This window comes from Stutzerimonas stutzeri (assembly GCF_019090095.1).
GTDB classification, from domain to species: domain Bacteria; phylum Pseudomonadota; class Gammaproteobacteria; order Pseudomonadales; family Pseudomonadaceae; genus Stutzerimonas; species Stutzerimonas stutzeri_AN.
Genome location: NZ_JAGQFP010000001.1, coordinates 545,857 through 566,471, shown reverse-complemented (window position 1 = coordinate 566,471; position 20,615 = coordinate 545,857). Strand labels below are relative to the sequence as shown.

The following is a 20,615-nucleotide window of genomic DNA, read 5'->3' as shown; positions in this document are numbered from 1 at the left end:
CCGCGCCCGGCATCGTGTTGCGGTGCTTATTTTTTGCCCTGGCGCAGCTGATCCTTGTACTGCATGAAGTCCTCGCGAGTGTTCTTCAGGCGGTCGATCGACTGGTTGGTGTCAAAATAGCTGACCGGCTGCTTGAAGGTCTTGCGCAGCTCTTCCTCATACTCGGGCATCTCGGTGATCTGCTTCACGATGCCCGCCATCTTCTCGATGATGGCCGGATCGGTGCCGTCCGGGAACGCAACGACGTAGGGTTTCTCCATCACGAAATCGACACCCTGCTCCTTGAAGGTCGGTACGTCGCCGAGCAAGGGATTGCGTTCGTCGTTGGGCTGGCCCAGAGCGACCATCTCGCCACTCTTCACGTAATCCTGCACCGAGCCGTAGCTGATGGCCGCCAGGTCGATACGGTCACCCAACAGCGCGACGACCTTCTCGGACACGGTGCCGGCGTCGACCATCTTCAGTTTGGTATCGGTGAGGCCCTCGAACATCAGGCCCTGCAGGTGCGAATAGCTGCCCATTTCCGTGCCGTAGGTGACGCTGCTCGGCTCGGCCTTGGATTTGGAGATCAGGTCTTCCAGCGATTTCAGGCCCGAACTCTTCGACGCGACGAATACGGTGCCCTTGTCGACGCCGGCGATGCAGCAGATGTCGAATGCATCGAGGCTGTCTTCGGTCAGGCCGGCGACTTCGTTGACGATCAACTGGCCGGTATGGGTGAAGAGAATGGTGTTGCCGTCCGGGTCGGCCTGCTTGACCTGTTCGGCTGCCAGGGTGCCACCGCCGCCGGCGACGTTGGTGATGACCATCGCTTCGCCGGTGAGCTTGGTGAAGTACTTGGCCATGGTGCGGGCATTGAAGTCGGTATCGCCGCCGGCATTGGCAATCACCACGACCTGCACAGGGCGAGTCGGCCACTCGGTCTCGGCGGCATAGGCACCGCTGACTGCGGTGGCCAGCAGGGCGGAAACGAGGGAGGCGCTGATAGCTTTTTTCATTGTTGGGTCTCTCCGTGGGTGGGGTTGCGGCGCTTCATTTGTACTGTTCTGGTTATCGACGGCCCAGGCTCGGTTGCTTGGGGTCGTACTTCCAGCCAGGCACCAGGTATTGCATGGCCATGGCATCGTCCCGGGCGCCGGTGGCGACCTTGTTGTAAAGCTCGTGGGCAGCAGCGATCCGATCCATGTCCGGCTCGATACCGAGGCCCGGCTTGTCTGGCACCTGTACCGCGCCACCGACGATCTGCAGCGGCTCGCGGGTCAGACGTTCCTGGCCTTCCTGCCAGATCCAGTGGGTGTCGATGGCCGTGATGTTGCCCGGCGCAGCCGCAGCAGCATGGGTGAACATGGCCAGCGACACGTCGAAGTGGTTGTTGGAGTGCGAACCCCAGGTCAGGCCGAACTGTTCGCACATCTGCGCCAGCCGCACCGAGCCCTGCATGGTCCAGAAATGCGGATCGGCTAACGGGATGTCGACAGCTTCCAGCCGCAGCGAGTGGCCCATCTGCCGCCAGTCGGTCGCGACCATGTTGGTGGCGGTGGGAATGCCGGTGGCACGCTTGAACTCGGCCATGATTTCGCGACCGGAGTAACCGTTCTCCGGGCCGCAGGGGTCTTCGGCGTAGGACAGGATGTGGCCTTGGCCGCGGCAAAGCTCGATGGCTTCGGCCAGTGACCAGGCGCCGTTGGGGTCCAGCGTGACGCGTGAATCGGGAAAGCGCGCCTTGATGCCGGCGATGGCCTGCATCTCGTCGCTGCCGCGCATCACGCCGCCCTTGAGCTTGAAGTCCTTGAAGCCGTAGCGCGCAGTCGCGGCCTCGGCGAGCCGGACGATGGACTCCGGTGTCACCGCTTCCTGATGACGAAGGTGGTACCAGTCATCGGCCGACCCGGTGCCGGCCAGATAGGGCAGGTCGGTGCGGGTACGGTCGCCTATATAAAAGAGGTAGGCGAGCATCGGCACGCTGTCGCGCTGCTGGCCGCTGCCGAGCAGCTCTGCGACCGGCACCTGAAGATGCTGGCCGAGCAGGTCGAGGAGGGCGGCTTCGACCGCGGTGATGACGTTGTCCAGGCGCAGGTTGATCTCGTGCGGTTGCTTGAGTACCGCGGCCTCGGCTTCGGAGGTCACCTCGTGCTGCGTGGCCTGAGGCCCTTTCGCTGCGCCGCCCGCTATGGCCTGACGCAGGGTGTTGAGTATGCGGTTGTAGCGGCCGACCTGTTGGCCGACGACCAGCCCCTTGGTGCGTTCCAGTGCCTGACGGATGCCTTCGCCGCCGGGTACCTCACCGATTCCTTTGCGCCCGGCGCTGTCTTCGAGCAGTACCAGGTTGCGGGTGAAATAGGGCGCATGGGCGCCGCAGAGGTTCAGCAGCATGCTGTCGTAGCCCGCCACGGGGATGACCTGCATCCGGGTCACGACAGGGGTAATTGCGTTGATATCTGACATCGAGTCGCGGGCTCCTGGTTGTTCTTGTGAGCTCAATGAACGGGGCGGAGAAGGGGGAGCGTCAGCCAAACCCTCGCATGCAGCGCCTGGAACAGAGTGGGGCGATCGGGCTGTTAGCAAGGCTGTCTTCACGACCGCAAGCGGATCGACTTACCAGCAGAACGGTGGAAGAGAGGGGCGCTACAGGGCAGCGGTGCGCGGAATGAGGCATGGCTTTTTAAGCTCTGTTTGTTTTGTCATACGTTGTCGTATGACTTGGCTGAATTTTTATCAGTGCATGGGGTGGTTGTCAAACGACGGAAACATAAAAATCGTTCCGTGTGACCGCTCGGTCGATGCGGGGTTTCGGTTGCCCCGGCTTTCATCGATGCTTTTTGTACTGCGCGCATTTCGCCAAGTCCGCGGCGGAGGTGACAGCTACCCCGCGGCGAGCCCTGTTCGACGGATGCGAGCGAGGAGCGGAAGAAAATTCGTTAAAACCGGTAGCGCACCTTGTAGTTGTACGATAACGTATCTCAAGGCTGCGGCCCCTTCCTCAATACCGATAGCTTCACAGGATGCTCAAACAATGAACCCACAAGAACTGAAGGCCATCCTCTCGTCTGGTCTGCTCTCCTTTCCGGTTACCGATTTCGACCAGCAGGGCGACTTCAGCCGTGCCGGCTATATCAAGCGTCTGGAGTGGCTGGCACCTTATGGCGCGACTGCCTTGTTCGCGGCCGGCGGCACCGGCGAATTCTTCTCGCTGACCCCCCAGGAATACCCGGACATCATCAAGACCGCCGTGGACACTTGCGCCGGCCAGGTTCCGATCCTTGCCGGTGTCGGCGGTCCGACTCGCCAGGCCATCGCCTACGCTCAGGAAGCTGAGCGCCTCGGCGCCAAAGGCCTGCTGCTGCTGCCGCACTACCTGACCGAAGCGAGCCAGGAAGGTGTTGCACGGCACGTGGAAGAAGTGTGCAAGTCAGTGAACATCGGTGTCGTGGTCTACAACCGCAACGTGTGCCGCCTGACCGCGCCGCTGCTCGAACAACTGGCCGAGCGCTGCCCGAACCTCATCGGCTACAAGGATGGCCTCGGCGATATCGAGCTGATGGTCTCCATCCGCCGTCGCCTGGGGGATCGCCTGACCTACCTGGGTGGTCTGCCGACCGCAGAAGTGTACGCCGCCGCCTATAAAGCTCTTGGGGTGCCGGTCTATTCGTCGGCCGTGTTCAACTTCGTACCGAAGCTGGCCATGGACTTCTACGCCGCCATTACCCGTAACGACGACGAAACCGTTGGCAAGCTGATCGACGATTTCTTCCTGCCGTATCTCGACATTCGCAACCGTTGCAAAGGCTATGCGGTCAGCATCGTCAAAGCCGGTGCCAAGATCGCCGGGTACGACGCTGGTCCCGTCCGCGCACCGCTGACCGACCTGCGGCCGGACGAGTACGAAGCACTTGCGGCGCTGATCGAGAAGCAGGGCGCACAGTAAGCGCACACGGGACCTATCACTCGCCCCAACCGCCGCAACGAGTGTCCGAAAGATATGTCGGGCACTAGGCGGACCTCATGAAGGAGAGCGTTACGTGGCAGACGCAAAGCGTTATGACAACTACATCGATGGCCAATGGGTAGCGGGCAGCCGCTACCAGGCCAACATCAACCCGTCCGACCTTTCGGATGTGATCGGCGAGTATGCCCAGGCAGACGCTTCGCAGGTCGAAGCCGCCATCGCCGCAGCCCGCAAGGCGTTCCCGGCCTGGTCAACCTCCGGCATTCAGGCCCGTGCCGATGCCCTGGAAAAGGTCGGCCTGGAAATCCTCGCGCGCCGCGAAGAACTGGGTAATCTGCTGGCCCGCGAAGAGGGCAAGACCCTGCCGGAAGCCATCGGCGAAGTCGCTCGTGCCGGCAACATCTTCAAGTTCTTCGCGGGTGAGTGCCTGCGCCAGGCGGGCGAAACCCTGCAGTCGGTGCGCCCTGGCGTTAGCGTCGAGGTCACCCGTGAGCCGCTGGGTGTGATCGGTCTTATCACGCCGTGGAACTTCCCGATCGCGATTCCGGCGTGGAAGATCGCGCCGGCGCTGGCGTACGGCAACTGTGTGGTCATCAAGCCCGCCGATCTGGTGCCGGGCTGCGCCTGGGCTATTGCGGAAATCATTTCGCGCGCGGGCTTCCCGGCCGGTGTGTTCAACCTGGTGATGGGCAAGGGCCGTGAAGTGGGCGAGGTCATCGTCAACGACAAGCGTGTCGACGGCGTCAGCTTCACCGGTTCGGTGGGCGTCGGCCGCGGCATCGCGGCGACCTGCGTCGGCCGTCAGGCCAAGGTTCAGCTGGAGATGGGCGGCAAGAACCCGCAGATCATCCTCGATGACGCTGACCTCAACACCGCGGTCGAACTGGCTACCCAGAGCGCGTTCTATTCGACCGGCCAGCGTTGCACCGCTTCCAGCCGCATCATCGTGACCGAAGGCATCTACGACCGTTTCGTCGAAGCCATGATCGAGCGCATCAAGAAGATCAAGGTCGGTTCGGCCCTGGAGCAGGGTGTAGACGTCGGTCCGGTGGTGTCCCAGGCCCAGCTGGACCAGGACCTGAAATACATCGAAATCGGCAAGCAGGAAGGCGCACGCCTGGCTGTCGGCGGCGAGCGCGTGAGCTGCGGCACCGAGGGCTACTATCTGGCGCCGACGCTGTTCGTCGACAGCACCGCCGACATGCGCATCAGCCGCGAGGAAATCTTCGGCCCGGTGGCCAACGTGGTGAAGGTCAAGGACTACGACGAAGCATTGGCCATGGCCAACGACACCGAGTTCGGTCTGTCCGCCGGCATCTGCACCACCTCGCTGAAGTATGCCAATCACTTCAAGCGCCATTCCCAGGCCGGGATGGTGATGGTCAACCTGCCGACCGCTGGCGTGGACTACCACGTGCCCTTCGGTGGCCGTAAAGGCTCGTCCTACGGCCCGCGCGAGCAGGGGCGCTACGCCCAGGAGTTCTACACCACGGTGAAGACCACCTACATCGGCTGATAGCACCGGTTTCATGCGGTGCAACCCGTTCGAGGCCTGGCGCTTCGGCGGGTTGCGCTCCATGGCCAGCAGATTGGTTACCTCCGCAAAGCGGACCATAAGAACAATAGAGAGACGCCCATGAACAATTCGGTAAACAGCGGTGCCCCGGTCGTCACCGAGCTCCGTGTGGTCCCGGTCGCAGGCCAAGACAGCATGCTGCTCAACCTGAGCGGCGCCCATGGTCCGTATTTCACCCGCAACATCCTCATTCTCAAGGACAGCGCCGGCAACACCGGAGTTGGTGAGGTCCCCGGTGGCGAAGCCATCCGCCAGACCCTCGAAGACGCCCGTTCCATCCTCGTCGGGCAGTCGGTCGGCAATTTCAACGCGCTGCTGAACCAGGCGCGCAAGGCCTTCGCTGATCGCGACGTCGCCGGCCGCGGCCTGCAGACCTTCGACCTGCGCATCGCCATTCATGCCATTACCGCCATCGAGTCGGCACTGCTCGACCTGCTCGGCCAGCACCTCGGCGTGCCGGTAGCCGCACTGCTCGGTGACGGCCAGCAGCGCGACGAAGTGGAGATGCTCGGCTACCTGTTCTTCATTGCCGACCGCAACAAGACCGACCTCGGTTACCGCGACGAATCGAACGCCAGCGACAACTGGTTCCGCGTGCGCAACGAAGAAGCGCTGACTCCGGAAACCGTCGTGCGTCAGGCCGAGGCGGCCTACGAGCGTTACGGTTTCAAGGATTTCAAACTCAAGGGCGGCGTGCTGCCGGGCCGCGAAGAGGTCAAGGCGATCCGCGCGCTGGCCGAGCGTTTCCCTGATGCGCGCATCACCCTGGACCCCAACGGCGCCTGGTCGCTGGCTGAAGCCATCGACCTGTGCAAGGACCTGCACGGTGTGCTGGCCTACGCCGAAGACCCTTGCGGCGCCGAGAACGGCTATTCCGGTCGCGAAGTGATGGCCGAATTCCGCCGCGCCACCGGTCTGCCGACCGCGACCAACATGATTGCAACCGATTGGCGGCAGATGGGCCATACCATCCAGCTGAATTCCGTGGACATCCCGCTGGCCGACCCGCACTTCTGGACCATGAGCGGCTCGGTACGCGTCGCGCAGATGTGCAACGACTGGGGCCTGACCTGGGGCTCACATTCGAACAACCACTTCGACATTTCCTTGGCCATGTTCACCCACGTGGCGGCCGCCGCACCGGGCAAGATCACCGCGATCGACACCCACTGGATCTGGCAGGACGGTCAGTACCTGACCCGTGAACCGCTGCAGATCGTCGGCGGCAAGGTGGCTGTGCCGGCCAAGGCGGGGCTGGGCGTCGAGCTGGACGAAAATGCGCTGCAGAAGGCTCATGAGCTGTATCTGGAGAAGGGCCTGGGTGCGCGCGACGATGCGATCGCCATGCAGTACCTGATCCCGGAGTGGACCTTCAACAACAAGAAACCGTGCCTGGTGCGATGAGCTGGAAGCTCAATTCGCGACGGTGGTTGATGTGATCGACCGCAGCTGTGTCCCTACCGAGGCCCGTTCGGGCACGGGTGAACAGAATGTAGGGTGGGCTTTAGCCCACCAGTGACTCCTAAAGAATGGTGGGCTAAAGCCCACCTACGAGTCGCGCAGCGGTCCAGAAAGCGAACGAACCAGACCAGAACAACAACCGGCCTGACCGGAGACCGATATGAACGACACCGTGGAACTGATTCAGCATCAAGATTCGCCGCGTTACATTCGCCTCAACGAGGCGGACAACGTGGCTGTTGTGGTCAACGATGGCGGTGTGCCGACCGGTGCGCGGTTCGAGGATGGGCTGGTGACGGTCGAAAGCGTGCCCCAGAGCCATAAAGTGGCGTTGGTGGACATCCCCGAAGGCGAGCCCGTGCGCCGCTATGGTCAGATCATCGGTTACGCGCTCGAGCCGCTGCGCCGTGGCTCATGGGTGAAGGAAACCCAGTTGAAGATGCCCAGCGCGCCGCCGCTCGATAGCCTGCCGCGCGCCAATGCCGTACCGGACAGGCTCGCCCCGCTGGAGGGCTACACCTTCGAGGGTTATCGCAACGCCGACGGCACGGTAGGCACCCGCAATATCCTCGGTATCAGCACCACTGTGCAGTGCGTCACCGGCGTGCTGGAACATGCGGTCAAGCGCATTCGCGATGAGCTGCTGCCCAAATACCCCAACGTCGATGACGTGGTCGCGCTGACTCACAGCTACGGCTGCGGCGTGGCGATCAATGCGCGCGACGCTTACATCCCGATCCGCACCGTGCGCAACCTGGCGCGCAACCCGAACCTCGGCGGCGAGGCGCTGGTGATCAGTCTCGGCTGCGAAAAGCTCCAGGCCGAGCAGGTGATGCACGAGGGTGATCCGTCAGTGGACCTGCGCGATCCCTGGCTCTATCGCCTGCAGGAGTCCAACACCGGGTTCGGTGAAATGATCGAGCAGATCATGGCTCTGGCCGAAACGCGGCTGAAAAAGCTCGACCAGCGCCGCCGCGAGACGGTGCCGGCGTCCGAACTGGTGCTGGGCATGCAGTGCGGCGGCAGCGATGCGTTCTCTGGCATTACCGCTAATCCGGCGCTGGGTTATGCCTCGGACCTGCTGGTACGCGCCGGCGCCACCGTGATGTTTTCCGAGAACACCGAGGTTCGCGACGCGGTGTATATGCTCACCGCCCGCGCCGAGTCGACGGAAGTCGCCGACGCCCTGATCGCCGAAATGGACTGGTACGACCAGTACCTGGAACGCGGCGCCGCCGACCGCAGCGCCAACACCACACCGGGCAACAAGAAAGGCGGGCTGTCCAATATCGTCGAAAAGTCGCTGGGCTCGATCGTCAAATCCGGCAGCAACGCCATCAACGGCGTGGTCGGGCCGGGGGAGCGGGTCGATCGCAAAGGGCTGATTTTTTGCGCAACGCCGGCCAGCGACTTCGTGTGCGGCACGCTTCAGCTGGCCGCCGGGATGAACCTGCACGTGTTCACCACCGGCCGCGGCACGCCGTACGGCCTGGCCATGGCACCGGTGGTCAAGGTGGCGACCCGTACCGAGCTGGCCGAGCGCTGGCCGGATCTGATCGACATCGATGCCGGCCGCATCGCCACCGGCCGCGCGACCCTCGAGGAGCTGGGCTGGGAGCTGTTCCACTACTACCTGGACGTCGCCAGCGGCCGCAAGAAGACCTGGGCCGAGCAGCACAGGCTGCACAACGACATCGTGCTGTTCAACCCGGCCCCGATCACCTGATAAGCAGAACCGAGGCGACGGCGCTGGGGCCTGTCGCAGGCAGAGCCTGCTCCTACAAAAGCGCCGGAGGGATACCTGTAGGAGTGGGCTCTGCCCGCGACCACGGGGCTTGGCGCAGGCAGAGCCTGCTCCTACAAAAGCGCCGGAGGGATACCTGTAGGAGTGGGCTCTGCCCGCGACCGCAGGCCCTGTCGCAGGCAGAGCCGATTTCCACAAAGCGTCGGCGGGATGCCTGTAGGAGTGGGCTCTGCCCGCGACCACGGGGCTTGGCGCAGGCAGAGCCTGCTCCTACAAAAGCGCCGGCGGGATGCCTGTAGGAGTGGGCTCTGCCCGCGACCACGGGGCTTGGCGCAGGCAGAGCCTGCTCCTACAAAAGCGCCGGAGGGATACCTGTAGGAGTGGGCTCTGCCCGCGACCGCAGGCCCTGTCGCAGGCAGAGCCTGCTCCTACAAAAGCGCCGGAGGGATACCTGTAGGAGTGGGCTCTGCCCGCGACCACGGGGCTTGGCGCAGGCAGAGCCTGCTCCTATAAAAGCGCCGGAGGGATACCTGTAGGAGTGGGCTCTGCCCGCGACCGCAGGCCCTGTCGCAGGCAGAGCCGGTTTCCACAAAGCGTCGGTGGAATGCCTGTAGGAGTGGGCTCTGCCCGCGACCAGGGGGCCTGTCGCAGGCAGAGCCTGCTCCTACAAAGGCGTCGGCGGAGGTCTGTTGGAAGGGGGGGCGCCCGCAATAGTGGGCCCTGTCGTGGGCAGAGCCAGGCTCCAAAAAGCGTCGGTGGAATGCCTGTAGGAGTGGGCTCTGCCCGCGACCCTGGGTTCGGTTTCCACGGAGGAAGGCGAACTCGTTGAAACGTCATTGCCAAGGAACACCTGCCGGTTTTCCACACGGAGTTGCCATGAACGTCCACAACTTGCGGCATGCGCTCGAAGCCATCGTCGGCCCTGCCGGACTCGTCTGCGACCCAGAGCGAATGGCCAGCTACCTCAGCGACTGGCGCAACGCTTACCGCGGCAAGGCGGCGCTGGTCGTGCGGCCGGCGACAACCGTAGAGGTGGCCGCCGTGGTGCGCCTGTGCCACGAGCAGCGCATCGCCGTGGTGCCGCAAGGCGGCAATACGGGTCTGTGTGGCGGTTCGATCCCCGATGACAGCGGTACCCAGGTGGTGCTCTCGCTGACTCGCCTGAACCGGATTCGCGAAATCGACACGGCCAACGAAACCATCACGGTCGAGGCCGGGGTGATCTTGCAGACCCTCCAGGCCGCAGCAGCCGAGGCAGGGCGCTTGTTTCCTCTTTCCCTCGGCGCGCAGGGCAGCTGCACGGTTGGCGGCAATCTCGCAACCAACGCTGGCGGCACTGCGGTATTGCGTTACGGCAACATGCGCGACCTCACCCTGGGTCTGGAAGTGGTATTGCCCGACGGCCAGATCTGGAACGGCTTGCGTGGCCTACGCAAGGACAACACCGGCGACGACCTCAAGCATCTGTTCATCGGCTCCGAAGGCACGCTCGGCATCATTACCGCTGCGGTGCTCAAGCTGTATCCGGCCGTATGCAGCGTCACCACCGCTTGGGTCGCGCTGCCCAGCGCTGAGGCGGCCATCGAACTCATCGGCCTGGTGCGAGGGCTTTGCGGCGATCGCCTGACCGGTTTCGAGCTAATGTCTCGGCAAAGTGTGGAGTTCGTTCTTCGGCATGTAACCGGATGCAGCGACCCCTTCGATCAGATTCATCCCTGGTACGTACTCATCGAGCTCAGCGACACGCAGCCCGAGGCGCCGCTGAACGAACTACTGGAAACCGGAATGGGCCAGGCGCTGGAGCGCGGCTGGGTCACCGACGCGGTGCTTGCGGGTAACCAGGCGCAGGTTGCGGCGCTTTGGGCTCTGCGCGAAGGCATATCCGAGGCGCAGAACCATGAAGGCCCGAGCCTGAAGCACGACATCAGCGTGCCGGTGAGTCTTATCCCCGCGTTCATCCAGGCCACAGACAACCGCTTGCTCGACGACTTCCCCGGCGTGCGAATCGTTGCCTATGGGCACGTCGGTGACGGCAACCTGCATTACAACATCAGCAAGCCCGCCGGTTCGGACGACGACGCCTTTACGGCGCAACGGGCGGCAATCACCCAGATAATTTACGACGCCACGACGCGCTTTCACGGAAGCATCAGCGCCGAACACGGCATCGGCCAAGCCAAGCGCGAGGCTGCCCAGCACTACAAGGACCCGCTCGAGCTGCAGCTGATGCGCACCCTGAAAACGACACTTGACCCTCAAGGACTGATGAACCCCGGCAAGCTCTTTCAATGGCTCTGAAGCCAGCGTCCGACGCTCGTACACGCGAGATTCCTGCCGGGTGGCTGGCCGCGAATCGAACCGTCCTACCTTGGCTCCCAATCGAGGAAAACCTGTGACCTGCATTCTTCAAATCGGCCCGCTTACCGAACGATGCAACCAACGTCTCGCTGCGGAGCACGAGGTTTTGCGACTCTGGGATGCAGATCCCGAGACGCTCCTTCAGCAACACGCTGAACGCATCGAGATCATGGTCACATCCGGACGTTTCGGCTGTACCGCCGCCTTGATCGAGCGACTGCCCAGGCTTCGCGCCATCGTCAGTTTCGGCGTGGGCTACGACGCCATCGACGTGACGGCCGCCCGGGCGCGCGGCATTCCGGTAAGCAACACCCCGGATGTCCTCAATGACTGCGTGGCCGATCTTGCCTTCGGCATGCTCATTGACTGCGCGCGGCAAATATCCCGGGCCGATCGCTTCGTACGCAGCGGCCAATGGCCGGCCGGCGGGTTGCCGCTGGCCACCCGCGTCAGCGGCAAACGCCTTGGCATCGTAGGCATGGGTCGCATTGGTGAAACCGTGGCCAAGCGTTCCAGTGGTTTCGACATGCAGGTCCGCTATCACAACCGGCGTCCGGTAGAGGGCAGCCCCTACGGGTACGAGGCCAGCCTGGTGGAGCTGGCGCGCTGGAGCGATTTTCTTGTCCTGACCTGTCCGGGCGGGGAGAGTACACGCCACCTGATCAATGCCGAGGTGCTCGATGCGCTTGGAAAAGGCGGCATGTTGATCAACGTCTCGCGCGGCTCAGTGGTCGACGAGAACGCGCTGATCGACGCGCTGGTGAAGGGTCACCTCGGCGGCGCGGCCCTCGATGTCTACGCCACCGAACCCAATGTGCCCCAGGTGCTTTTCGATCTGTCGAACGTCGTCCTGCTGCCGCACATTGGCAGTGCCACCGAGGAAACCCGGCTGGCCATGGAAGAATTGCTGTTCGCCAATCTGCACGCCTTTCTTGAGCGCGCGGAGGTGCTGACAGCCGTCTGAACGCCCACCCGGCGTCCAGATCGAGGCGACTGAGTCGCCAAAGGCCCAGGCCAAAAGCCTGGCGTCGACCTTAACGAGCGACACCCCCACGGCGCGCTCATGACCTGAGTCACAAGCTCTGGTCGTGAGAGGCCTCACCCAATCTGCGAGCGGCACTCGCTCACCCAAGGAGCGCGGCAAATGGGAGAACCCCAACCAGACTTGTCCGAAATCGAGGTGCGCCGGGGCGCGCTGCGACTGGCTCTGTGCCCGAACCTGGGCGGGGCGATTACCCACCTGAGCTATGACGGTATCGACCTGCTGCGGCCCTGGGACGGCTCCAACAGCGTGCGGCGTACCGGCTGCTTCGTGCTGGCACCTTTTTCCAACCGGGTCGGTGGCGCCGCCTTCGAACACGCAGGCCACGCCTATCCGCTGCGTCGTCTGTCCGAAGACCATCCCTTGCCGATCCATGGCGTGGCGTGGAAACGGCCATGGACACTGATCGAGCAGAATGCCAGCCGCCTGACGCTGCGGATGGCGCATCGACCCGACGGCGACTGCGTCCTTGATTGGCCGTTTGCCTTCGATCTGGAACACCGCCTGGAGCTGGTCGACAACGGGCTCGATCTGCATCTGAGCCTGGAAAACCGCGACACTCGGGCGATGCCGGCCGGGCTCGGTTGGCACCCTTACTTCATGCGTCATGATGCCTGCGACCTGCAATTCGCAGCGCAAGCGGTCTGGCAGAACGATGCAGAAGGGCTGCCGTCGCAGCTGAGCGGAATCCCGGCGCCGTGGGACTTTTCCACGGCCAAGCCGTTGCACGCGCCGGGTTTGGACAATTGCTTCGCCGGGCGCAGTGGGCCGGTGTCCATTCGCTGGCCAAGGCTGGGTATCGAGCTGAGCCTTCAGGCCAGCGAAGTGCTCGATCATCTGGTGGTGTTCACGCCGCCGGCCGAGATGGGCTTCTTTGCGGTAGAACCGGTTTCCCACGCCAATAATGCCCTCTGCCTGGACGACCCAGGCGCCCACGGCATGCGCACCTTGGCACCCGGGCAACGCCTGCAAGCCAGCTGCGCTATCCGGATAAGCCGTGTGGAATAGCCAGCGCTGATCGCGGGCCTATGTCCGCGTTTGGTGACACCTCTTTCGCGGCGCGCCTGCAACTGACCGACCGCGACGTCGCAGGCGGTACAAGCGTTTAGGGCGAGACACGCGCCGCGACACCCACATTCAGGGACCTGGCCGGATCCGTCCGTGCTCGACACTCGTCCTTCTCAGCGCAGCGCTGGCTCCTGCCGGCGGGTTCCAGCGGACAAAAAAAGCCCGTCACGACGACGGGCAAAAGTTTCCGCAACAGGAGCGAGGAGTGTTGCGTCCAGCGGGTGGATGCCGCTTACAAGATGGAGATCGGGTAGTTGAAGATCAGGCGGTTCTCATCCAGGTCACGGGTGTTGACCTCGGAGCGGAAGCTCGAGTTACGCCACTTGATGTTCAGGTTCTTCGCCGGTCCGCTCTGGACGGTGTAGGCCAGCTCGGTTTCACGACCCCATTCCTCACCGTCGTTGCCGCCGGCAGTCTTGATGTTGTCGCCGCTGATGTAGCGGTTCATCAGGGTCAGGCCCGGTACGCCCATGGCGGCGAAGTTGTAGTCATGACGCAGCTGCCAGGAGCGCTCGCCAGCGTTGTCGTAGGCATTGTTGAAGCTGTCGTTGGCCAGCGAGCCGCCACTGGTGCCGTTGACGCGCATCCAGCCGGTGTCGCCGCTGACTTTCTGCAGACCGACATAGAAGGTGTTGCCACCCGCCTTGAGGCCGAACAGACCGGAGTAGGTCTTGTTGTCCAGCTCGCCGGCCCGAGCGCTGCCGTCCTCGTCACCCTGGAAGTAACCCAGGTTGGCTGTCAGGGCCAGATCCGCGCTCAGCGGTTGGGTATGCAGTAACTGCACGTACTGCTGTTCGTAGACGTCCTTCAGTTCGGCGGTCCAGAGACCAACGGTCGTGCGCTTGTCATTGAAGGCGTATTCGCCACCGAGGTAGTTGAAGCGGTCGGAGAAGCCTCCGCCGTAGTTCATGTCTTCCATGCTGGCGTCGTCACGCGGACTGTTCTGACGGAACTGGCCACCATGGAGGGTCAGGCCATCGATCTCGCGCGAGGTGATCATGCCGCCTTCGAAGGTTTGCGGCAGCGAGCGGCCATCGTCGGCGCGCAGGATCGGCAGTACCGGCATCATTTCGCCGATATTCAGCTCGGTGTTGGAGAACTTGGCCTTGGCGGCGACACCCAGGCGACCGAAATCATCGGCTGGGCGGCCGTCGCGATGGCGTGGCAGCAGGCCGGTGCCGTAGGTACCGCGGCCGCCGTCGAGCTTGACCGCAAGCCCTGCGAGCACGTCGACACCGAAGCCGACCGGGCCCGGGGTGTAGCCGGACTGGATGTTCAGAATGAAGCTCTGGGTCCATTCTTCGGCCTTGCTGCGATCAGTGATCGAGTCGTCACGGAACTCGCGACCGATGTAGAAGTTGCGCGCGTTGACGGTGATCTTGGTGCCTTCGACAAAGCCGTCCGCCGCATGCGCGACGGCAGGAACGCCAAGCGCCAACGACAGCGTGCCCGCGAATACAGCGGCAGATAGGGGATTGCGTGGGGTCATTGTTGTTGTGCTCCCTTTTTTGAGTAATCCCACCCCGCGCGGCAAGGCCGAAAGCGAACGTGGGGTATAGCGCGGGCGCTGGCAGGCGACCGCATGTCGCGACTCGAAATCTGTTATCAGTCGTCATACGACATTCGGGATTATGGCCAGAGAGCGGCGCTTGTCAACGCAATTTGTAAAGAACTGTTAGGCGTCAGACTAAGGTCTAGGTTGTTCGCACTGGGCACACAGCGGGGATGGGCCGAAGTGGCTCCGATAGCGATACGACGAGTCGTCAGCAAGCAAGAGGTGTGATGACTATCAGTCAGAGCGCCTCGCCCCACCAGCTGGGCAAGAGAGATCTGACCTGTGGCCGCGCGAAGCGGTCATCCATGAGGTGGACTATGCCCTGATCATCGGTGGTCCGGATCACCCGGCCTGCCGCCTGGACCACCTTCTGCAAACCGGGGTAAAGGTAGGTGTAGTCGTAACCGGTTCCAAACAGCTGATCCATCCGGGCCTTCATCTGCTCGTTGATCGAGTTGACCTGGGGCAAACCCAGGGTCGCGATGAAGGCACCAATCAGCCGATCACCGGGTAGATCGATGCCCTCTGAAAAAGCGCCACCTAACACGGCGAAACCAATGCCGCGGCTCTCGCCGGTGAAGCGTGCAAGGAAGTCGCTACGAGCGGCTTCATGCATCCCGCGAGTCTGTTCCCAGAAGGGCAGCGCCGGATACTTGGTCGCTAGCAGAGTGGTCACTTGCTGCAGGTACTCGAAACTGCTGAAGAACGCGAGGTAGTTACCGGGGCGTTGGTGATACTGCTGCGCAAGCAGATCGACGATCGTATCCAGCGAGGCGGCGCGGTCCTGATAGCGCGTGGAGATGTGTCGTGCCAGGCGAACTTCCAGCTGCTCGGCCCGGAAGGGCGAATCGACATCGATCCAGACCTGATTGCGCGGCAGCCCCAGCGTGTCGGCGTAGAACTGCCTGGGGCTGAGCGTGGCAGAGAACAGCACACAGGACCGTGCTTCGAGCATGCGCGGGCCGAGAAAGGGGGCCGGCAATACGTTGCGTATACAGATGACCGAGCTTCGGCCGAGGGATGCGCGCTGCGGTAGCAGCGTGCAATCGAATAGCGAATGGGTTCCGAACAGTTCCGCCAACCGACAGAAATGCATCGCGTCGAAGTACGCATTCAGCAGTGACGGGTCGACGCCAGCTGGGTGCTCCGTCAAGTGATCGGTGATGGCGCTGATGGCTTGCTGCAACGCACCGATGAGCTTGTGGGGCAGTTCCGGCTGCACCTGATAACTGGCGGTCTGAGGGCCGTGCAATTCGCCCCAGCAGCGCAAAATTCGTTCGATATGCTTCTTTACGTTGTTTGGAGATATCTTCCTTAAACTCTTGAAATTCCTGAGATCAAGCTCGGCGGTATACATACTCCGACCGCGCTCCAGCAGATTGTGCGCCTCGTCTACCAGCACGCTGACCCGCCACTGGTTGGCCAGCGTCAGGCTGTAGAGCAGGGCGCTCAGATCGAAGTAATAGTTGTAGTCACCGACTACCACATCAACCCAACGGGCAAGTTCCTGGTTGAGGTAATAAGGACAAACCTCGTGCGCCAGCGCTACTTCGCGTAGCGCTGCCCGATCCAGCACCGGGCGGGTGATCGCTTCCGCGCGCGCTGCCGGCAGCCGATCGTAAAAGCCCCGAGCGAGAGGGCAGGATTCGCCGTGACAGGCCTTGTCCGGATGCTCGCAGGCCTTATCCCGCGCGGTCAGCTCCAGCACCCGCAGCGGCGTCGCATCTGTCGTCAGGCTCGCCAGCGCATCCAACGCCAGTTGTCTACCGGAGGTCTTCGCCGCGAGGAAGAACAGTTTGTCCAGTTGCTGACCTGGAAAGGCCTTAAGTTGCGGGAACAGGGTAGCGAGCGTCTTGCCGATGCCAGTCGGCGCTTGCGCCATGAGGTGGGTTCCGGTGCAGGCGGCCTTGTATACGGCTTCGGCCAGCTGCCTCTGACCCCGTCGAAACTCACCATAGGGGAATTTCAGCGTCGTCAGTGCCTGATCGCGAGCGTGCCGATGCGCCAGTTCCTGCTCGGCCCACGCAATGAAGCGCTGGCACTGAGCTTCAAAGAACGCTTGCAGGGTGGCAGCGTTGAACGCCTCGGCCAGCACCGTTTCCTTCTGGGTGACCACATCGAAATACACCAAGGCGACGTTCAGCGACCCCAGTCCGCGTGACGCGCAAAGCAGCGCACCGTAGATCTTCGCCTGGGCCCAGTGCAATTGACGGTGATTGGCTGGCTGCCGCGAAAGATCGCCGCGATGGGTCTTGATCTCTTCCAGCCGATTCTGCCCCGGGTCGTAACCATCCGCACGGCCACGGACCAGCAGCTCACGGTACTGGCCTTCGAGCGTCACCTCGCGCTGGTAATCTTCCGCCCGGCGTGCCGTCACGGTGGCATGGCCAGCCATGCCTTCCAGCGCAGTGGGTGCGGGCGTGAAGCGGAGATCCAGATCCCCTTCTTTGGCAGTGAATTCGCACAAGGCGCGGACTGCGACCCGATAGTTCAAGGGAAGTCCTCGGTCCATTGCACGTAGCAGACGGCGATGGGTATGCCGTGGCGCAGAGCGAAGTCTATCCAGCGCTTCTGGTTATCCTGAAGACGATCGCCGGGGCCCTTCACTTCGATCAGCCGGTAGCGCCGCTCGCCAGGCCAGAACTGAATCAGGTCTGGTAACCCGCTGCGGTGGTTCGGTACGTCTCGCAGGATGCGCTGAAAACACACGCGCAGGTGCTCGGAGGGCACGCAAGACAGTGCGTCTTCGAGCAGTTGCTCGTCGAGTAGCCCCCAGCTGACGAACTGCGATTGAATGCCGAACTTCTCGCGGAACACCCGACGAATGCATTCGCGGTATTCATCGGTGCCCAGCTTGGCCAGGCATTCATCGAACAGCCCGGCGCGACGGGCATAGAAGTCCGGCCTTGCCAGGTCCGCCGGTGCCGCGTGGAACGGATGGAAGAACGCGCCCGGCAGCGGCGCGAAGATCGCATCCCAGCACAGCAGACCCAGGAGCGAATTGATCAAGGCATTTTCGACGTAGTAGACCGGCGCCTCGCTGCGCGACAGATGCTCCCGCACGGCTTGTTCAACGCTCAAACCAGGCTGTCGGTCGATGACAAGGTCGATGCGTTCGGCTTCGGACACAGCGCTGCGACGTACCACGGGCTCGCCGAGCGCACGACGCAGCCGCGGCAGAATGCGCTGCAACTGCTGAGCTTCATGTTCGCTTTCCGGAGCGGCATGCGCCTCGTTCGCCAGACGCAACGCGGCTTCGGGTTGATCGCAACGTTCGAGCACTCTGATCGCCCGTTCGCGCGCGCCGGGATAACCGTTGGCCGCGTGCAGACGCAGCGCCTGGCTCAGGTCGCCAATACGTTCGCACTGGCGGCCAATGCTCAGCAGCAACTTGCCGCGGCGATGCTCCAGCCACTCGTTGGCGTAGGGCAGGCGAGGAATATCGGCCACGACCTCGTCCAGCGCCTCACCTGCCTCGAAACGTTCGCGGCAACGGTGCAGGTGCAAATAGGCGTTGACGTCTTCACGGCTTTGAAACGCGCGAGACGCTGGCGAGAAGCTCACCTGCTCATAGCGAAAGATGCCCAGGTCGGCGAGCACGAACTCGGTCCAGTCCTGATGGATGTTGCCGAAGAACATCAGCCGTAGCCGGTCACAGAACTCGCCGATGTTCAGCCCGAACGCACGTTCGCCGAGTGCCTCACACCAGTTGCCGAACGACCGGGGCTGGGTTTGCTCGGCCAGCAACGCCTGTAACAGATCGGCTTTGCGCTGGCTGCGGCCCGCTGCGGCGCCAAATATCTGGATCAGCTCGTCTTTATTGAGCAGGGCGAACAGCTGAACCAGATCCAGCGTCGGGTCGGCGTCGATCCAGCCCTGATCGATCAGGGCGGTGGCAGCTTCCAGCGGACAGCCGATCTCGGCATAACGCAACTTGCTGGCACGGAACAAGGTGCCCTTGCGCATCACCATGCGAACCAGCAGCGCTTGCGAGGCTTGCGGGACGTCGTTGAAACGATCCAGAAACGCGCGCTCCTGGTCGACCAGCAGGTCGCCATGGCGCTCACCGATCCAGGCAAGTACCTGTCGAAAGTTCTCTAGGTAGTAGAAGGGATTTTCCAGGGCCTGGCGCATCGAACGTCCGGTTCGGTCATGCACGGGCGAGACTGCCCGTTTGGCTGTGTATTTATACAGTTGTTGCGGGATTTGGCAACGGGGAGACGATCAGCGGTTTTGCGCTATGCAGAGCACGGCAGCCGGACGGGAAGAGGGAATAAGAATGCCCGTAGCGAGACGCGCCCGGCCAAACCGGGCGCATCAGGTCGTCAGACGGTGCGGGAGAAGCGACCGCGCTGCTCGCCGCCGAGGTAGGCATCGAAGGCCATGGCGACGTTGCGCATCATCAAATGCCCCTGGGGCAGCAAGAGCACGGCATCGTCGGTGATCTCCACCAGACCATCGGCGACATGCTCGTCCAGCTTGGCCAGCGAATCGGCGAAATAGTCACGGAAGTCGATGCCGGAGCGCTGTTCGATCTCACTGAAATCGATGCGCCCATGACACATCAGCGAGATGATCACGTCGCGGCGCAAGCGGTCGTCCTCGCTGAGCTTGTAGCCCCGGTGCACCGGCAGCAGGCCCTCGTTCAGGCGAGCGTAGTACTGCGACAGCTCCTTCACGTTCTGGCTGTAGCTGTCGCCGACCTTGCCGATGGAGGAGATGCCAAGGCCGATCAGATCGCAGTCGGCGTGGGTGGAATAACCCTGGAAGTTACGCTGCAGCGTGCCGTTGGCGCGCGCCAGGGCCAACTCGTCGTCGGGCAGCGAGAAATGGTCCATGCCGATATAGATGTAGCCGGCCTCGGTCAGCTTCCGGATGGTCAGCTCCAGCAGTTCCAGCTTGCGCTCCGGCGGCGGCATGTCCTCAGGGCGGATCAGCTTCTGAGCGCGCACCAGATCCGGCAGATGCGCATAGCTGTACGCGGCGATGCGATCAGGGCGGATGTCGATGATCTTGTCCAGGGTGACGTTGAAACTCTCCACCGTTTGCAGCGGCAGGCCGTAGATCAGATCGACGCTGATCGACTTGAACCGGGCATCGCGCGCCGCCTGGACCAGGTCGCGCGTCTGCTCTTCGGTCTGGATGCGGTTCACCGCAATCTGGACCTGCTCGTCGAAATCCTGCACGCCGAAGCTGAGGCGATTGAAACCCAGCGCGCGCAGCTGATGGATCTGCTCGGGCGTGACGGTACGCGGGTCGACTTCCAGCGAGAACTCATGGTTATCGCTGTCGTCCATGTTGAACGCCTCGTGCAGCGCGGCCATCAGGTCGGCCAGCTGCTCGCTGCTGAGGTAGGTCGGCGTACCGCCGCCGAGGTGCAGCTGCGTCAGCTTGCGCGAACGGTCGAACAGCGCAGCCTGCATCTTGATCTCGCGCTTCAGGTAGTCGAGGTATTCGACGGCGCGGTCGGTCTTGTGGGTGATGATCTTGTTGCAGGCGCAGTAGTAACAAAGGCTCTTGCAGAACGGGATATGGATGTAGACCGACAGTGGCTTGGGCGAAGCGGCTTCGTTAGTGGCTTGCGCGGCGCTGCGGTAATCGTCCATGGCGAAGGCCTGGTGGAACTGCGGCGCGGTCGGGTAGGAGGTATAGCGAGGACCGGGACGGTCGTATTTCTCGACCAGGGCGCGGTTAAAGCTCGGCGTTTGGTCCATGTGGGGTTCACCTGGGTTGTTGGGCGGGTTGGCTGGACGGGGTGCCGTCGGCTGCCTGCGACATCGTGGCGCGATTATCCCTGATTCGAACGATGGAGTCGGCTGTCCCAGATCAAGTTCGGGACAGTCGGCGCGAGCGACCGAGGCCAGG

13 protein-coding genes are annotated in these 20,615 nt (G+C 62.9%); 7 read left to right on the top strand and 6 right to left on the bottom strand.

Annotated features, from left to right (window positions below):
* Nucleotides 1–26: 26 nt before the first annotated feature.
* Both KVO92_RS02345 and KVO92_RS02340 read right to left on the bottom strand, forming a co-directional pair.
* Nucleotides 27–998, bottom strand: a complete 972-nt coding sequence (locus KVO92_RS02345) for a Bug family tripartite tricarboxylate transporter substrate binding protein (RefSeq protein ID WP_217474080.1) — start codon at nucleotides 996–998, stop codon at nucleotides 27–29.
* Between the two features lie 52 nt (nucleotides 999–1,050).
* Nucleotides 1,051–2,445, bottom strand: a complete 1,395-nt coding sequence (locus KVO92_RS02340; protein WP_217474079.1) for an enolase C-terminal domain-like protein — start codon at nucleotides 2,443–2,445, stop codon at nucleotides 1,051–1,053.
* Between the two features lie 568 nt (nucleotides 2,446–3,013).
* On the opposite strand from KVO92_RS02340, the gene kdgD reads away from it, so the two are divergent.
* The 7 genes from kdgD to KVO92_RS02305 all read left to right on the top strand — a co-directional run bounded on the left by kdgD (nucleotide 3,014) and on the right by KVO92_RS02305 (nucleotide 13,135).
* Nucleotides 3,014–3,925: a 5-dehydro-4-deoxyglucarate dehydratase gene (gene kdgD, locus KVO92_RS02335; protein WP_217474078.1), complete on the top strand. Its 912-nt coding sequence runs from the start codon at nucleotides 3,014–3,016 to the stop codon at nucleotides 3,923–3,925.
* A 94-nt stretch (nucleotides 3,926–4,019) separates the two neighbouring features.
* Entirely contained in the window at nucleotides 4,020–5,462 is a 1,443-nt protein-coding gene (locus KVO92_RS02330; protein ID WP_217474077.1) for an aldehyde dehydrogenase family protein, read from the top strand.
* A 120-nt stretch (nucleotides 5,463–5,582) separates the two neighbouring features.
* Entirely contained in the window at nucleotides 5,583–6,926 is a 1,344-nt protein-coding gene (gudD, locus tag KVO92_RS02325) for a glucarate dehydratase (RefSeq protein WP_217474076.1), read from the top strand.
* A gap of 229 nt (nucleotides 6,927–7,155) precedes the next feature.
* A complete protein-coding gene (garD, locus tag KVO92_RS02320; protein WP_217475405.1) occupies nucleotides 7,156–8,709 on the top strand; it encodes a galactarate dehydratase in 1,554 nt (517 codons plus the stop codon).
* Nucleotides 8,710–9,603: 894 nt separating this feature from the next.
* The gene (locus KVO92_RS02315; protein ID WP_217474075.1) at nucleotides 9,604–11,025 is read left to right on the top strand and encodes an FAD-binding oxidoreductase; all 1,422 of its coding nucleotides are present in this window, start codon (nucleotides 9,604–9,606) and stop codon (nucleotides 11,023–11,025) included.
* Nucleotides 11,026–11,119: 94 nt separating this feature from the next.
* Nucleotides 11,120–12,049 (top strand): 2-hydroxyacid dehydrogenase, encoded by a 930-nt coding sequence (locus tag KVO92_RS02310; RefSeq protein ID WP_217474074.1) that lies wholly within the window; start codon nucleotides 11,120–11,122, stop codon nucleotides 12,047–12,049.
* A gap of 180 nt (nucleotides 12,050–12,229) precedes the next feature.
* Nucleotides 12,230–13,135 (top strand): aldose 1-epimerase, encoded by a 906-nt coding sequence (locus tag KVO92_RS02305; protein ID WP_217474073.1) that lies wholly within the window; start codon nucleotides 12,230–12,232, stop codon nucleotides 13,133–13,135.
* A 292-nt stretch (nucleotides 13,136–13,427) separates the two neighbouring features.
* Here KVO92_RS02305 and KVO92_RS02300 read toward each other — a convergent pair whose 3' ends face one another.
* From KVO92_RS02300 to hemN, 4 genes are all read right to left on the bottom strand, one after another.
* The gene (locus tag KVO92_RS02300) at nucleotides 13,428–14,684 is read right to left on the bottom strand and encodes an OprD family porin (protein WP_217474072.1); all 1,257 of its coding nucleotides are present in this window, start codon (nucleotides 14,682–14,684) and stop codon (nucleotides 13,428–13,430) included.
* Nucleotides 14,685–14,988: 304 nt separating this feature from the next.
* A complete protein-coding gene (locus KVO92_RS02295; protein WP_217474071.1) occupies nucleotides 14,989–17,244 on the bottom strand; it encodes an ATP-dependent DNA helicase in 2,256 nt (751 codons plus the stop codon).
* On the bottom strand, nucleotides 17,241–18,884 hold the full coding sequence (locus KVO92_RS02290; protein WP_217474070.1) for a VRR-NUC domain-containing protein: 1,644 nt from the start codon (nucleotides 18,882–18,884) through the stop codon (nucleotides 17,241–17,243). The genes KVO92_RS02295 and KVO92_RS02290 overlap by 4 nt, the downstream gene beginning before the upstream one ends.
* A 191-nt stretch (nucleotides 18,885–19,075) precedes the next feature.
* Nucleotides 19,076–20,464 (bottom strand): oxygen-independent coproporphyrinogen III oxidase, encoded by a 1,389-nt coding sequence (gene hemN, locus KVO92_RS02285; RefSeq protein WP_217474069.1) that lies wholly within the window; start codon nucleotides 20,462–20,464, stop codon nucleotides 19,076–19,078.
* Nucleotides 20,465–20,615: the final 151 nt, after the last annotated feature.